11 protein-coding genes are annotated in these 15,776 nt (G+C 73.7%); 2 read left to right on the top strand and 9 right to left on the bottom strand.

What is annotated here, in order from left to right; all coding sequences use genetic code 11:
- From KS423_RS19070 to KS423_RS19060, 3 genes are all read right to left on the bottom strand, one after another.
- On the bottom strand, positions 1-393 hold a 393-nt coding region (locus KS423_RS19070; RefSeq protein WP_224280755.1), incomplete at its 3' end, for a sulfite exporter TauE/SafE family protein.
- Positions 390-1,814 carry a rhodanese-like domain-containing protein gene (locus tag KS423_RS19065; RefSeq protein ID WP_224280754.1) on the bottom strand — a complete coding sequence of 475 codons (1,425 nt, stop codon included), beginning with the start codon at positions 1,812-1,814 and terminating at the stop codon, positions 390-392. The genes KS423_RS19070 and KS423_RS19065, both read right to left, overlap by 4 nt.
- Positions 1,815-1,977: 163 nt before the next feature.
- The gene (locus KS423_RS19060; RefSeq protein WP_224280753.1) at positions 1,978-3,177 is read right to left on the bottom strand and encodes an FAD/NAD(P)-binding oxidoreductase; all 1,200 of its coding nucleotides are present in this window, start codon (positions 3,175-3,177) and stop codon (positions 1,978-1,980) included.
- Between the two features lie 241 nt (positions 3,178-3,418).
- Between KS423_RS19060 and KS423_RS19055 the strand changes: the two genes are divergently transcribed.
- Positions 3,419-3,706, top strand: coding sequence for a hypothetical protein (locus KS423_RS19055; protein WP_224280752.1), 288 nt, complete (start codon positions 3,419-3,421; stop codon positions 3,704-3,706).
- A gap of 106 nt (positions 3,707-3,812) precedes the next feature.
- Here KS423_RS19055 and KS423_RS19050 read toward each other — a convergent pair whose 3' ends face one another.
- The 6 genes from KS423_RS19050 to KS423_RS48045 all read right to left on the bottom strand — a co-directional run bounded on the left by KS423_RS19050 (position 3,813) and on the right by KS423_RS48045 (position 13,868).
- On the bottom strand, positions 3,813-6,476 hold the full coding sequence (locus KS423_RS19050; RefSeq protein ID WP_224280751.1) for a SpoIIE family protein phosphatase/ATP-binding protein: 2,664 nt from the start codon (positions 6,474-6,476) through the stop codon (positions 3,813-3,815).
- 230 nt (positions 6,477-6,706) lie between these two features.
- Positions 6,707-7,417 carry a phosphatase PAP2 family protein gene (locus tag KS423_RS19045; RefSeq protein WP_224280750.1) on the bottom strand — a complete coding sequence of 237 codons (711 nt, stop codon included), beginning with the start codon at positions 7,415-7,417 and terminating at the stop codon, positions 6,707-6,709.
- 288 nt (positions 7,418-7,705) lie between these two features.
- Positions 7,706-10,456 (bottom strand): bifunctional YncE family protein/alkaline phosphatase family protein, encoded by a 2,751-nt coding sequence (locus KS423_RS19040; protein ID WP_224280749.1) that lies wholly within the window; start codon positions 10,454-10,456, stop codon positions 7,706-7,708.
- A 4-nt stretch (positions 10,457-10,460) separates the two neighbouring features.
- Positions 10,461-11,873 carry an ABC transporter permease gene (locus KS423_RS19035; protein WP_374119982.1) on the bottom strand — a complete coding sequence of 471 codons (1,413 nt, stop codon included), beginning with the start codon at positions 11,871-11,873 and terminating at the stop codon, positions 10,461-10,463.
- Positions 11,870-12,814 carry an ABC transporter ATP-binding protein gene (locus KS423_RS19030; protein ID WP_224280748.1) on the bottom strand — a complete coding sequence of 315 codons (945 nt, stop codon included), beginning with the start codon at positions 12,812-12,814 and terminating at the stop codon, positions 11,870-11,872. Before KS423_RS19030 ends, KS423_RS19035 begins: the two co-directional genes overlap by 4 nt.
- Positions 12,815-13,154: 340 nt before the next feature.
- A complete protein-coding gene (locus KS423_RS48045; protein ID WP_224280747.1) occupies positions 13,155-13,868 on the bottom strand; it encodes a BTAD domain-containing putative transcriptional regulator in 714 nt (237 codons plus the stop codon).
- Positions 13,869-14,450: 582 nt separating this feature from the next.
- Here KS423_RS48045 and KS423_RS19020 point away from each other — a divergent pair.
- Positions 14,451-15,776 (top strand): S8 family serine peptidase (locus KS423_RS19020; RefSeq protein WP_224280746.1); only part of this gene is annotated, 1,326 nt, incomplete at its 3' end.

Genomic DNA, 15,776 nt, shown 5'->3' with positions numbered 1-15,776 from the left:
GCCGCCGTCCCCGGCCGGCGCGCGCTGCGCGGTTCGGATGCCGCGCAGCATCGCCGCGGCGGCCAGTGCGGCCAGGACGGCGAACGCGCAGGTCAGCACCGGCTGCGGGATGCGGTGGGCGAGCGCGGACGTCCCGATGGCGGGGAGCACGCCGGCCGCGGCGAACAGTGAGCCGGTCCGCCAGCTGATGTTGCCGGTGCCGGCGTGGCGGACGAGCGCGGTGACGGAGGTGGCGGTGACGATGACCAGGCTGGTGGTCCCGGCCTCGGAGGGCGCGACGCCCAGCAGGTACACCAGGGCCGGGACCGCGAGCACTCCCCCGCCACCGCCCAGCGCGCCGAGGGCCACGCCGACCACGGCTCCGCAGAGCAGAGCGGTGATCAGGACGCTCACGCCGTGACGCCGTCCGGGGCCTGCTCGGCGGGGTGCGCGACCTCGCCGTGCCATGCCGCGAAGCCGCCGCGCAGGTCGATGGCCTCGAAGCCGCGGGCGCGCAGCACGGACGCCGCCACCGAGGAGCGGTTGCCGCCCGCGCAGATCACGGTCAGCGGCTGCTCGGTGGGCAGTTCGCTCAGGCGGGCGAGCAGTTCGGGCAGCGGGATGAGCCGGGCGCCGGGGATGGTGCCCTTGTCCTGCACCTCGCCCGGGCCGCGCACGTCCAGCAGCTCGAAGTCGCGCGTGGGCTCCGCGAGTCGGCTGGCGAGGACACCGGCATCCACCCGCGCGGTGGCGGTCAGGTGCGCAGCGCCGAGAGCATCCACCGGGGCGGCCAGGGCACCCAGGACGCGGTCGAAGCCGATCCGGGCCAGGCGGGTCCGGGCCTCGATCGCGGTGTCCGGGTCGCCGCACAGGATGATCGCGTCCTGGGCGTCGAGCACCTGGCCGGCGAGTTCGGCGAACCGGCCGCCGAGGGGGATGTTGACCGCGCCGTGCGGGTGGGCGGCGGCGAACGCCTCCGGATCCCGGGTGTCCAGCACGGTGGCGCCGCCCGCCCGGGCCTGGAGGAACGCCTCCGGGGTGAGCGGGGGGACGGGGGTGTCCTCGTCCAGGACCGGACGGGCCTGGCGGTTGCGCACCGAGGTGAACGCGAAGTAGGCGGGCGCGGCGGGCTGGCCTTCGGTCACGACGGAGACGAACTCGTCCTCGGTCATGTCGGCCAGGGCGTAGTTGCCGCGGCGCTGGTTGCCGATCGTGCAACTCAGCTCGGTGGAGAGGTTCTTGCCGCAGGCCGAGCCGGCTCCGTGCGCCGGGTAGACGCGGGTGTCGTCGGGGAGGGTGAGCAGCGCGCGGGTGGAGTGGTACAGGGAACGGGCCATCTCCTCGGCGGACCGACCGCGCGAGCTGAGCAGGTCGGGGCGGCCGACGTCGCCGATGAACAGCGTGTCGCCGGTGAGCACGCCGAACGGGACGGCGTCGCCGGCGTGTTCGCGCACGACGACGCAGATCGACTCCGGGGTGTGGCCCGGGGTGTGCAGGATCTCCAGGTCGACCCCGCCGAGGCTGAGGTGCTCGCCGTCGTCCAGGGGGTCGGTGTCGAAGTCGAGCGCGGCGGCGGAGCCGTAGGAGATGCGCGCGCCGGTGCGCTCGGCCAGCTCCAGGTGGCCGGAGAGGAAGTCCGCGTGGATGTGGGTCTCGATGACCCGCTCGATGGTCAGACCGTGCTGTTCGGCGGTGGTGATGTAGTCGTGGACGTCGCGCTGGGGGTCGACCACGACGGCCCGGCCGGTGGTGCGGTCACCGACGAGGTACGAGGCGTGGGAGAGGCAGTCGAGGTAGAACTGCACGAAGACCAGTGGTCCGGCGGGCTTCGTCATCGCAAGCTCCTGAGGATGGACGGTGGGTGCGCCCCGTGGCCTTGAGGACGGGGCGCCGGACGGGGGAGGTCGCACGGCCGCGCGCCATGGGCGCGGGGCGGCGACGGTGAAGGGGGCCCGGGCGGTGGGCTGCGCGGGGAATCCGGGGTGCGCCCTGTGGGGGTCAGGCGAGCCCGCGGAGCATGAGGTTCCAGTAGAGGAACGGCAGACCGCGCCGCTTGAGGTACCACATGTCGGTGCGCTCGCGGATGGTGTTGATCACCGGGATCGACGGGGTGGGCCGACCGCTGTAGTCGAACTCGGCGAGCAGCATCTTGTTGCGCGCGGTGGTCAGCGGGCAGGAGGCGTAGCCGTGGTAGGCGGCCTTGGGTTCCCGGCCCCTGATGGTGGCGAGGAGGTTCTCGACGAGCACGGGCGCCTGCTTGCGCACAGCGGCGCCGGTCTTGGAGTTCGGGGATGATCCGGCGTCACCGAGCGCCCACACGTTGGGGTAGCGGACGTGCCGCATGGTGTGCTTGTCGATCTCGACGTAGCCGGCCGGGTCGTCGGCACCGGCGAGCGGGCTGCGCTTGACCCAGTCCGGGGCGCTCTGCGGCGGCACCAGGTGAGCGACGTCGTACGGCAGGGTCGTCCTGCCCCCGGTCCCCAGGTCGGTGACGACCACCTCGCGGGCCTCGGGACGGACCTCGGTGACCTCGCTCCCGTAGTGGACCTTGATGCCGTACCGGCGCACCACGTCATCGAGTACGCGGGCGAACTCCGGGACGCCGAAGATGGCGGCGCCGGGGATCACCAGGTGGACGTCGATCTTGCCGAGCACGCCTTCCTGGCGCCAGAAGTCGGCGGCCAGGTAGGCGATCTTCTGCGGGGCGCCGCCACACTTGACGGCACCGGTCGGCATGCTGAACACCGCGCTGCCGGAGCGGGTCTCGCGGATGAAGCGCCAGGTCGCGGGGGCGTGCTGCGGCAGGTAGTTGCTGGACAGCCCGTCCCTGCCGAGCCCGGCCTCCAGGCCCGGCACCCGGTCCCAGTCCAGCTGGATGCCGGGGCAGACCACGAGGTGGTCGTAGGAGACGATGCCGCCGTCGTCCAGCGTCACCTCCCGGGCCTCGGGATCGACGGCGACCGCGGCGCGGCGGATCCACTCCACGCCCTTCGGCATGACGGACGCCTGCGGCCGGATGCTCTCCGCCAGGGGCGCCCGCCCGCCGCCGACCAGCGTCCACAGCGGCTGGTAGTAGTGGCGGTCGCTCGGATCGAGCACCGCGACGTCCCGCTCGCCGGCACGGCGGAGCCGGGCCGCGACCGAGATCCCCGCGGTCCCGCCGCCGATGATCACGATCCGGTGATGCTTGGTTATCAAAGGGGGCCTCCCTGGCCAAATGTACGGACATTAATCTAGGCGGGAGCCATCCCGACTGCAAGCTTTTGTCCGTACATTTGTCCGTACATTTGTCCGTACATTTGCCTCCGTGGCACGACGCCGCCGGGACGCCGCCGGTGGGGCACGCGAGCAGCTGACACCATCACCACGCCGACCAGGCGTTGGCATCCACACAGTTGCGGCCGCACGGCCCGGAGCGCACGGAAAGGCGGAGACCGCCATGGGAGTCGAGATTCAGGTCGAGCCCCTGGGGGACCACGAGCACCTGGTCCGGGCCCGCGAGGGCGCCGTCGAGGCCGAGACCCGGATCCGGGTCACCGACGGCGTCCTCGACCTGCCACAGATCGCCGGCGCCGACGAGCCCACGATCGTCCACGAGACGGTGGCCTTCCTCGTCGAGCGCCGGCCCGTGATCGACATCCCGCCGATGATCGACCTCGACGACCTCGCGGACGCCTACGGCACCGGCTACCTGAACGACCTCAGCCGCCGCCTCGCCGCGCGGTAGGCCCCGGGGCGAACGGCGACCAGCGACCGCCGGCCCGACCCGGGACACCGCCTGCGGTGCTCGCACCGGCGAACCGCGTCGGTCGTGCGTGGCACCCCGCCGTCGCTCATCGGACGGACTGCTCGGCCCAGATGATCTTCCCCCGCGCGGTGTAGCGGGTGCCCCAGCGGTCGGTGAGCTGGGCGACCAGGAACAGGCCGCGCCCGCCCTCGTCCTCGTCCGCCGCGTACCGCAGGTGCGGCGAGGTGCTGCTGCCGTCGGAGACCTCGCAGATCAGGCTGTGGTCGTAGAGCAGGCGCAGCCGGATCGGGGTACGGCCGTAGCGGATGGCGTTGGTGACCAGCTCGCTGAGGACCAGTTCGGTGGTGAACACCGCGTCGTCCAGACCCCAGCGGGTCAGCTGCGCCGCCGCGTCGGCCCGCACGTCCGCGACGACCGCGGGATCGGCCGGCAGGTCCCATTCGGCGATCCGGTCGGCGGCCAGCCGGCGGGTGCGGGCGACGAGCAGGACGACGTCGTCGCCGCGCCGGTCCGGCCGCAGCGCGTCCAGGACGGCATCGCAGGTCTCACGGGGCGTGCGGCCGGCCTCGGCGAGGGTGTCGGTCAGTGCGGAGAACCGGTCCGGTGGGCCTTCCCCACCGTCCTTGACCAGCCCGTCGGTGTACAGCACGAGCCTGCTGCCCTCGGGAAGCGTCAACTCCGCGGTCCGGAACGGCAGACCGCCCAGCCCGAGCGGCGGCCCGGCGGGCAGCTCGGGGTACTCGACGGTGCCGTCCGGATGGACGAGGACGGGCAGCGGGTGCCCGGCGCGGGCCAGGGTGCAGGTGCCCCTGGTGGGGTCGTAGACCGCGTACAGGCAGGTGGCACCGGTGACCGGCGCTTCGCCGTCCGCCTCCTCGTCGATGAGGGTGACCAACTCGTCGAGGTGGCCGAGGAGTTCGTCCGGCGACAGGTCGAGGGTCGAGAAGTTGCGGACGGCCGTGCACAGCCGTCCCATCGTGGCGGCCGCGTGCAGGCCGTGGCCGACGACGTCGCCGACGACGAGCGCGACACGGGCGCCGGGCAGCGGGATGACGTCGTACCAGTCTCCGCCGACGCCGGTCCGCGCGGGCAGGTAGCGGGCGTCGACGTCGAGGGCGTCCTGTGCGGGGGTGGCGCTCGGCAGCAGGCTGCGTTGCAGGGCGACGGCGACGGCGTGTTCGCGGGTGAAGCGGCGGGCGTTGTCGATGCAGACGGCGGCACGGGCGGCCAGTTCTCCGGCGAGTGACAGGTCGTCCTGGTCGAAGGGCCCGCTCTCGTGCAGCCGCCACAGGTTCGCGATGCCGAGCAGCACGCCGCGGGCCTTCAGCGGGACGGTGATGAGCGAGAGGAGCCCGTGTTCCAGGGTCTCCCGGGTGCGCTTCTGGGTTCGCCAGCCGACGTCGGCGGCCAGGTCGGGGACCAGGACGGGACGGCCGCTGACGAAGCCGACCGCGGGCGGGGTGGGGGCCGGGAAGCGGATCAGTTCGCCGGGGCGGTAGAGCGGGGAGTCGTCCGGGGCACCGCTGCGCGCGACCCGGCGCAGCTCGACCGGCTCGCCCGGAACGGGCGGCGGCGGTTCCTCTCCGCGCAGGACAGGGTCGGCGAGGTCCACGGAGACGTAGTCGGCGAAGCCGGCCGTGGCCAGCTCGGCGAGCTCCCGCGCCGTGGTGGAGACGTCGAGGGTGGTGCCGACGGCCGTGCCCGCCTCGTACAGCAGGCGCAGCCGGTCCTGCGCGATCTCGGCCCGGCCGGCCAGGGCGCGCAGTTCGGTGGAGTCCCGCAGGGTGGTGACGCTTCCGGCGCCGGCGAGGCGGACGTTCACGGCCAGCAGCCGCTGCCCGACGGGGAGCATCCGGTCGCTGACGGCCCGGTGGGCGAGCAGGAGCCCTGCCGTCCGGTCGTCGAGGCCGAGCTCGGCGACCGGACGGCCCTCGGCGCCGGGCGGCAGATCGAGCAGGCGGCGTGCCTCGTCGTTGGCCAGCAGCAGCCGGCCGTCCTCGCCGACGATGACGACGCCCTCGCGGACGGCGTGCAGCACCGCGTCGTGGTGCTCGTACATCCTGGTCACCTCGGCCGGGCCGAGCCCGTGGGTCTGCCGTCGCAGCCGACGGACCGTGAACGCCGTACCCACCACGGCCAGCGCGAGCGCGGCGACGCCGGCCCCGATGATGACCGGCAGCTCCTGGCTGACCAGGCTGTCGGCACGGCTGAGGGGCAGGCCGGCGGACACCGCGCCGACGACCGCACCGCCCGCGTCCGCCACGGGGACGACCGCCTGCTCGTCCTCGCCGAGCGGGCCGTCGGCGGTCTCGACGACGACCCGGCCGGCGAGGGCCGGGGCGATGGAGCCGGCGAAGGGCTTCCCGGTCTCGCCTGGTAGCGGATAGGTGTACCGGACGCCGTCGCGGTTCATGACGACGACGACGTCGACGCCGGCCGGACCCCGGGCGGCCTCGGTCAGCGGTTGGAGCGTCGCCGTCGGGTCGGACGCCTGGAGCGCGGCCACCAGGCCGGGGGCGTGCGCGAAAACCTCGGCGGCGGCAAGCGACCGGGCCCGCACCTCCTGCCACCGACTGGTGCGGGCCTGCAGCACCAGCGCGACCACCGCCGCCGTGACCAGCAGGACGACGGTCAGCACCTGCACCAGGAACACCTGGCCGGCGACGCCACCGATCGTCGCCCGAACACCGGGGAGGCGGCCCGGCCGGCCGTCGCCGCGATCCCGATGGTGATTCAGGTTCTGTCGCATCCCCATGTCTTACCGCCCGGGCCCGCACCGCACCGCCCACCACACCGGCACCCGTCCCGGCTCGACCCGGTCCGACCAGCACCGGTCGGCCGGGCCCATCGCTTCGCCGGCGAGCCGTACAGATGCGGGCTCAGTCCGCTGAACGGAGCTTTCCGGGACGAGTCTGACGCCGTGACGACACCAGCCACCGCGGGATTACGTGGGTGGGCACCTGGGACCGCCCGGTCCGGCTACGGAGCCCTTGTCGAGTCGGACCGCTCCTTCTGCTCCGGCAGGAACGAGGAGAGTGCGGCTCCGCCGGCCAGCCAGCCGACGGCGAGCAGCCAGCCGGCGAGGACGTCCAGCGGCCAGTGCACGCCGAGGTAGATGCGGCTCAGGCCGATCACGCCCGCGAACAGCACGGCGCCGGCGGCGGCCGTGCGGGTGGCGGAGGGACGCGCGCGGGCGACGGCGAGGGCGAGCAGACCGGCGCTGAGGGCGGACGTGAAGGCGTGCCCGGAGGGGAAGGCGAAGCCGGAGGCGGTGAACGCCCAGTCCGTCTCGGGTGGCCGGGGCCGGCCGAAGGCGTGCATCAGGCCCTGGCGCAGCAGTTGCCCCAGCGCCAGCCACAGCACGGGCAGCAGCAGCGCCCGTGCCACCGTCCACCGGGACCTCGGCGATCCGCCGGTCCGGGGGTTCCGGGGGTTCCGGGGGTTCCGGGCGGTGACGACGCCTGCGGCCAGAGCGAGGAGGTAGGGAACCACGCCGGTGCCGAGGGAGGTGACGGCCATGGCCACGGCTCGGGCGAGCGGTGGCCGATGTGCGGCACTCCAGTCGATGGCGGCCTGCTCGAAGGCGAACGGTGCCCAGGCGTTGGCGGCGACCACGGCCGCGATCACCGCGAAGGCCGACCAGGTACCGGCGAGCACGACCAGCCACCGCCGCGTCATGCGGTCAGCCACCAACTCAGTCCTCCTGCCCGCGCCCTGGCCACCGGAACGCGGCCTCGCGCGGCCAGGGTACGGCACGTCCACCCGGTTTCACCTCGGCCACAGTGACCGGAGCGGATCCGGTCAGGGCCGGTCGGTGCGCCGTCCGTCTGCCGGAGGGAGGCCCGGTGCCGGACCGTGACCACCCGCACCGGGGACCGCCGCCGGTGGGGCCCGGGCGAGGGCGTGTCTCCACGGCCGACGACGAGCGGGCCCCGGGCGGGCGGGGTCGCCGGCCCGGAGCCTGGTGGGAGCGGAGCGTCAGCCGTCGTTCTCCGGCGACGGCAGGTAGGCGCCGGGCACGTCGTCCGGGGCGAGGATCGCTCCCTCGCCCGGGTACGGCGTCGTCCAGTTGTGCGTCTGGTACCAGACCAGGTGCTCCATCTGCGCCGGGTTGGCCCGGTCCGGCGCCGCGTTCGGGCCGGTCAGCCGCTGCCGCGACTTCCAGGCGTCCCACTGGGCCGCGACGGCCGACTCCGCCGCCGGCGGCGCGATCGTGGCCGGTGCCGCGGCCGCCCGGAGGTCCTGCTCCCCGGGCACGTCGAGGCCGCAGGAGGGCGGCGTCTTCAGGCCGTCGGTCAGCGCGGTCCGGTTGGGCACCGCGGTGAACGGCGTGTAGTCCGGCCGGTCGGTGAAGGCCGTGGTCATCGGACTGGCCGCGCTGTCCTTCTGGTTCATCGGGTGGATGCCGAGGATCTGCTCGATGGTGCGGATCATCGTGATCTGCGAGTAGTAACGGCTGTCCACGGCCCCGTGCTGCGCCCAGGGGCTGATGATCTGGATCGGGGCACGGTGGCCGTCCACGTGGTCCAGTCCCGCCTGGGAGTCGTCCTCGACGACGAAGATCGCCGAGTCCTTCCAGTACTCGCTGTGGGTGATCTCGTCGACGATCTTCCCGGTGGCCAGGTCGTTGTCGGCGACCTGGGCGGCCGGGCTCGCCGGGCCACCGGTGTGGTCGCTGGACAGCCACAGCATGTTGAGGTTCGCCGGGCCGTTCTTCTCGAAGTCCTGCTTCCAGACCTGGTAGCGGTACAGGTCCGGCACGTCGGTGTCGAACTTCGGGAAGCCGGGCACCGAGACGCTGTTGAGCGAGGGGATCGGCGAGGAGGACTTGAGGGCGTAGGCGCTGCCCTGCCCGGTCTCGTCCATGGTCCTGGCGTCGCAGTACAGGTTCTGCCAGGTGGCGTCGGCGGGCTTGTCCAGGAACTGGTGGAACTCGCCGAAGTCGCGCACCGTCCTGCCCGCCGCCTGCGCGCCCGTCCACAGGAAGCCGGAACGCTGGTGGCCCAGGGCGTCGTCCTCGGTGTCGTAGCTGCGCTCGTACTCGCCGGCCGAGGACTCGGTGTACTCCGGGTTGTCCGCCTGCATCAGCCAGTTGTGGCCCTCGGCGGAGTTGGTGCCGATGTCGTAGGTGTTGTCGTAGAGCCCGAACTGCTCGGCCAGCGCGTGCTGGTTGGGCGTCACGTTGGCGCCGAACTGGGCCAGCCCGGGGTCGCCGTTACCCTCGGCGACGTCCCCGAAGACCTGGTCGTAGGTCCGGTTCTCCTTGACGATCAGGAAGACGTGCTTGATCGGCGACGGGTCGCCGATCCGCTTCGGCACCGCCTCCTCCTTCGCCTTGTGGCCGTTCGCCGGCTTGACCGCGTTGTTGGTCCAGCCGTTCTGCTGGAACACCTTGGCGGTCTGCGAGCGGATCTCCTTGTCGCTCGGCAGGGTGAACCGGGTGAGGCTGGAGGTGGTGTCGTGGGTCTTGTGGGCGCCGGTGCTGTTGGGCCGCCGGGCGTCGATGCCACGGGTGTTGGAGACGATCACCTTCGCGCCGACGGTGGCGATCTCCGCCGGGAAGTAGTCCGTGGGCAGCAGGCCGACGTAGCTCACCGGTTCCTGCGCACCGGTGAAGCGGTAGACGGCCACCGCGTTGGCCCGGCCGAGGGTGACCAGCAGCCGGCCGTCCTCGGCGAGCGTCATGGCGGTCGGCTCGTAGCCGACGGAGGCCTCCGGCCACGGCTTGGTGGAGATGGTCTGGACGACCTTGTCGTGCGCGGTGTCGATGACCGACACCTCGTCGGAGGCGGTGTCGGCGACGAACAGCACGCCGTTCTTCGCGTACAGCGCGGTCGGGTGCAGGCCGACGGTGACGGTGCCGACGGGGGCGGCCGGGTCGGCGAGGTCGATCACGCTGACCGTGCCGGTGGTGGTGGCGGCGGTCGCCGGGTCGGCCGGCACCTGGGTGCCGTAGGAGTTGATCGTGGTGTCCCCGGCGGTGGCCGCGCGCCCGCCCTCGTTGGAGACGTACAGCTTCCGGCCGACCCGCACCACGCCGCGCGGCGCGTTGCCGACCGTCCAGTTCTGCTTGATCGCGCCGGTCGCCGCGTCGATCGCGACCACCCGGTTCTGCCCGTTGACGGCGGCGTACACCGTCGAACCGTCGGCGGAGAACACCGCCCCGGAGGCCAGCGCGTGCTTCTCCCCGTCGGCCTGGATCTTCACCGCCACCGGGGCGGACAGCGTGCCGTCGGGCTTCACGGTGAACCGGGTGTAGCCGTCGAGCTGGCCCAGCCACAGCTGCCTGCCGTCCGGCGAGTAGACCGGGGACTCCTGGCCGACCGAGCCGTTGGGGATGCGCAGCTCGTCCGCCTTGTTGGTGCCGACGCGCTGCTGCACCTTCCCGGTCTTCAGGTCCACCACGACCAGCGCCGCGTCGCCGTCGGCGACCGCGGCGGCCAGGTGGCCGCCGTCCGGGCTGACCGTGGAGCCCATCAGCTTGCCGTTGTCGAGCACCTGCCGGCTGCCGTACGGGGCGAGGTACTGGTCACTGGAGGCGACCAGGCCGTCGGCGGTGGTCTGGCCCACCTGGTCCGTGCCGAACTGGTGGGTGGCCGCGAAAGCCGTGCCGGTGGCCACTGCCACCGCCGTGATGCAGGCCGTGGCGAGCGTGGCCCGGCGGCCCACCCGGCGGCCGAGGAGGACGAGGCGGTCGTTCCGGCTGCGTCGACGACGCGTCACCTGCATGGCGTCAGCCCTTCGTTGGATCGGTCGGATTCGTTGCGTCCGCCGTGTTCGGTGGGGAAGCGAGCAGACCGACGTGACCGTCGAACTGCCACAGCGGGTTCGGTGCGTCCCCGGTCGGGGTGTGCACCAGGAAGTAGCCGTTCACTTCCTTCGGACCGTCGCCGTCGGCCATCAGCCGTCCGTCCGAGGCCACGTCGAGCTGGTAGACCGCCGTCCCCGGCGCGTCCGTCCCGGGCAGGTGCCAGGTGACCACGCAGCGCCAGTCGTTGCCCGGCCCCTCCGACTCGACCTGGCCGTCGCCCCGCCGGCAGGCCGCGCTGGCCCGCAGCTCGGCCTCCGTCACGGCGGGGCGGTGCAGCTGCTCGGTCTGCAGCCGGTACAGGTGCGCGAACACGGTGGCGACCTCCCGCTGCACCTTCGCCTGCGAGATCCCCGGGCCGGTCGAGGGCGTGGCCACCGCGACCGCGCCGAAGGTCAGCGCGAGCAGCCCGGCCAGCGGCAGCACCCCGAAGGAGAGCGTGCGACGCCCCGCCCCGTCCTCGCTGCCGGTGGTGAAGTCCTGCCGGACGAAGAGCAGGCAGGCCGCCCCGGTGGCGACCGCGGCCCAGGCCAGGCTGACGGCGACGGAGATCAGCAGTTCGTCGATCCGGCCCGGGGCGGCGAACAGCCCGTTCCAGGAGACGAAGGCATAGCCGGGCAGCGCCAGACGCAGCGCCACCGGCAGCGGCAGCACCTGCGCGAGCTGCATCGCGACCGCCGCCAGCGCGGGGACCAGCAGCCCCATCGGCGAGCGGCCCAGCAGGACGGAGCCGAGCAGCCCGAGCGCCGCCAGCGCCAGGGTGGGCGCCAGCGCGCACGCCCAGGCCAGCAGCACGCTGCCGGCCGCGTCCGACGGCGACAGCAGGTGTCCGTCCACGCCGACCAGCGGTTCGTCGCCGACCGCCGCCAGCCCGCCGACCGTGCTCGACGCCACCAGCCCGGCCACCAGCAGCACGATCACGGTGACGCTGGCCAGCGCCTTCGCCGCGAAGATCCGCCGCGGCGAGCGGACCGTCACCAGCAGGTGCCGCCAGGTCCCGAGCCGGTCCTCGGCGGCGAACACGTCGCCCGCGACCACGGAGGTCAGCAGGGGCAGCGCCCACGAGCCCGCGAAGCCCAGCACCACCAGCGGGCCGGCCCAGCCCGTGGCGTGCATCCAGCGGCCGAACAGGGTGTCGGAGGGCAGCGTCCCCTGCTGGGCCACCGCGGCCGTGAACAGGCCCGGCGCGCTCCAGCAGGCCAGCATCAGCAGCCTGACCCGCCACTGCGACAGCAGCTTGACCAGCTCGAAGCGGTACACCCGGCCCACCGGCACCGGGCGCGGCCCCGGTTCGACGCCGGCGGCGGCCATCGTGCGCCCGGCCGTGATCGTGCTCATTGCCCCTCCTCCTGCTGCTCGGTCAGGGTGAGGAACGCCGCCTCCAGGGCCGGGACCACCGGCGTGACCTCGCGCACCCGGACGCCCGCGTGCACCAGCGCCGCCACCAGCTCCTCGACGGCCTGCCCCGACGCGTGCACCACCAGTGCCTCGGCCGCGCGACCCGCCTCGGCCTGCGCCAGGACCCTCACCCCGGCCACCTCGGCGGCCACCCGTCGCGCGGCTTCCGGATCGGAGGTGAGCAGCCGGTGGTCGAGCTCGCGGGTCTCCGCGGCCAGCTCGCCGAGCGGGCCGGAGAAGCGGACCCGCCCGGTCGCCAGGATGGTGACCTCGTCACAGAGCGCCTCCAGGTCGTCCATCCGGTGGCTGGACAGCACCACCGTCACCCCGTCGGCCGCGAGCCGCCGCAGTGCGCCGTGCACATGCTGCTTGCCGGCCGGGTCCAGGCCGTTGGACGGCTCGTCGAGCACCAGCAGCCGGGGGTCCGTGAGCAGCGCCGCGGCCAGTCCCAGCCGCTGCCGCATGCCCAGCGAGAAGCCCCGCACCCGGTCGTCGGCGACCTCGGTCAGCCCGACCTCGGCCAGCACCTCGTCGATCCGGCCAGCCCGGGTGTCCTGCCCGCGCAGCCTCGCCAGCGCGGCCAGGTTCTTCCGCGCGGTCAGCGACGGGTAGAGCCCGGGCCCGTCCACGAAGCCGGCCACTGCGTGCGGCGCCGGCAGCGCCCGGCCGACCGGTCTGCCCAGCACCTCCAGCTCGCCGCCGTCGGCGACGGCCAGCCCGAGCAACAGCCCGAGCAGCGTGGTCTTCCCGGCACCGTTCGGCCCGGCCAGCCCGTGGATCCGCCCGGGTGCCAGCTCCAGCCCGACGGCGTCGAGCGCCACGACGTCACCGAAACACTTCGTCAGTCCCCGTGCCCGTACGGCAGCTTGCGTGTCCCTCATGGCCCCTTCTCGCAGTTCCCCAGGGAACCTAAGGGGTTGATCGGGCACAGTCAGGAACGCCCGGTTGAACAGCGCTGGAACAGCAGCGGCCCGCCCTGTGGCGGTCCTGCGACCACCCCGAGCGGGCCGTATCGGCCTGGGCCTGGCCCGGGAGCGCACACCTCCGCGATGGACACGCGAATCCCGGCGACCGCCGGGCAACCGACAGGTGAACAGCGGACGACAATCACGCCGTCAACGCGATGATCTGGCACTGCGTCAGCCACTGGGATCCACCCGGTCGCGATCTTCCGGTGGCCGGCGCGACCGACCGGCACCGCGCTTCGCCCTCCTCGCGGCGTCACATCCGCTGGAGGTTCCGCACCAGTCCGGTCATCTTCGGCGAGGGGACGACGTTGAGTTCCCGCTGCAGGAACGAGCGGTAGTGCTGGTAGGAGCGCAGCGCGCTGGCGAGGTTTCCCTCGGCAAGGTGCACCTCGACCACGATCCGGTGGGCCGTCTCACGGACGGGGTCGATGGCGATCGCCGCCAGCGCGGCCTGAATCGCCGACAAGTAACGCTCCGCATCGCACAGTTGGTGAGCCAGACCCTCCAAGGCGTACAACCGCAGCTGATCCCACCGCTCGCGCTCCAGGGTCAGCCACTCCTCCTCCCAGCCCGGCAGGAGTTCGGCGGTGAGGTCGTCCACGAGTTCGTCGCAGCTGGCCGGCAACTGGTCGAGCCCTGCCACGACTTGTCCTGCGGAGCGGCGCGCGGAGCGCAAGTCCACCCGGACGGCAGGCGCGAGGCGGAGCCACTGCCCGGGGCTCTCGATCGGTATGGCCCGGCCGCGCCGCCTCGCGTGGTACAGGGCGGTGCGCAGGTTCGCGGCCGCGCGGTACTGCGTGCAGTCCGGCCAGAGCCGTTCGGCGACCGCGCCGCGCTGGACGCCGCCGTCGTGCAGGGCGAGGAAGGCCAGCAGGTGCTGCGCGCTCACCGGGAGGGAGAGGCGGTGTCCCCCGCCGGTGGCCTCGAAGCCCCGCAACAGGTCGATTCCCGGGCTGTCCCACGACACACCCCCACTCTGCCGCGACAACCCGTTGCCCGCACCCGTTCGGGCGCGCCCCGGTTGCGGCCGAGGCCTGTCACCGCCGCGTCCTTCCGACCCCGGATCACCGTCGCTCAGGTGTCGCAAGAACGTTGGCCAGGCCTCGCGGTGACGTCGCCCCGAGCGTCACGGCCACCGTCGCCGACCGTCACGACCGCGCCCCACCGCCGACCGGCTGACACTCCAATGGGCCGCCCCCGAACGGGTGTTGGCAGAACGATCCGTTCATCGCGGACGTTCGGCGAGCTCCGCGGACCGGCCGGCGGTCACCCTGCGTGCATCCACCGGTCCGTGGCGCTGAGGACGGCCGCGGCAGGTTCACCACGAGGGCGCAACGCGCCCGAGACGGCACCCGCCCGCCGGTCGTGACGGCCCCGGCACATCCGCGCGACGGCCGGCCCGTTGACTGGCACCACCTGCTGCGGGCCTTCGTGGCAGGGCGACCGACGACCACCGCCGATCGCGGTGCGACCGTCCGGCCGCGGCACGACCCACCGCTCGGCGGGGCGCCCCCGGTGCCCCGCCCGACACCGAGAAAGGCGATGCCGCATGAAGGCCAGATCGGTGCTGCGCGACGTCCGCGCCCCCGAGGGCGACCTCCTCGGCGACCCGGCCGTGTGCATCGCCGTCCTGGACGGTCCCGTCGACCTGTCGCACCCCTGTTTCGAGGGCGCGGACCTCACCCGGCTGGACACGCTCGTCGCCGAACCGGCCGGCGCCGGCCCGATGTCCCTGCACGGCACCCATGTCACGGGCCTGCTCTTCGGTCAGCCCGGCAGCCCGGTGACCGGGATCGCCCCGCGGTGCCGCGGGCTGATCCTGCCGGTCTTCACGGATGAGGGCGAGGGACGGGTGCCCCAGCTCGACCTGGCCCGGGCCGTCGAACGCGCCGTGCAGGAGGGGGCGCACGTCATCAACATCAGCGGCGGCGAACTCAGCCGGGACGCCCAGCCGGACCCCATGCTGGAACGGGCGCTGCGGCTGTGCGACGAGAGCGGGGTCCTCGTGGTCGCGGCCGCCGGCAACGACGGCTGCGACTGCGCCCAGGTGCCGGCCGCCGTCCCGACGGTGCTCGTTGTCGGCGCGGCCGGACCCGACGGCGAGCCGCTGGACATCAGCAACTGGGGCTCCCCGTACGCCACCCACGGCCTTCTCGCCCCCGGGCGCGACGTCGAGGCCGCCGCCCCGGGAGGGGGGAGCACGGGCCTGACCGGCAGCAGCTTCGCCACACCGCTGGTGTCCGGGGTCGCTGCCCTGCTGGTCGGCGCGCAGGTGCGCGCGGGACACCCGCCCGACCCGCGGGCTGCCGGCCAGGCCCTGTTGCGGGGCGCTCGATCCGTGCCCTGTGCACCCGCCGACGCACCGGAGTGCCGACGCCGGCTGGTCGGCCACCTGGACGCGGCCCGGGCGTACGAGCTGATCGCCCGAGGAGACCTGACGGAGCGTCCGGCCAGTGCCGGGACCACGGCGGACGGCACTCCCCGCACCACCCACTCCCCCGAGACCGGGGTCGCCACGGCCGGCGCACCCTCACTGCTCGGGGCCTCCCCTTACGACTCGCACGAGGGAGCCAGCACCATGGACACCCAGAGCGTTCCCGTCGCCACCGCAGAGGCCGTTCAGGCCGCACCGGCCGCGCAGGCGGCCCCTGCCGCCCAGGCCGCACCGGGCCCGGAGGCCGTCCAGGCCGCGCAGACCGCACCGTACGAAGCGTACGAAGCCGTCCCCCCGGCCGCAGCCGCCGGGGTGACGGGCGCCACCGCCTCGGGCGCGCAGCCCGTGAACCCCTCCTCCGTCCCGCCGCCCGTACCACTGGCCGCGCCCGCCCAGACCCCGCCCGCGCCCCCTGTCGGCGCCATGGCGCTCGGCCAGGCC

It is taken from the genome of Streptomyces sp. LS1784, assembly GCF_020103755.1.
Lineage (GTDB): Bacteria > Actinomycetota > Actinomycetes > Streptomycetales > Streptomycetaceae > Kitasatospora.
This window is presented reverse-complemented; position numbering and strand designations above follow the sequence as displayed.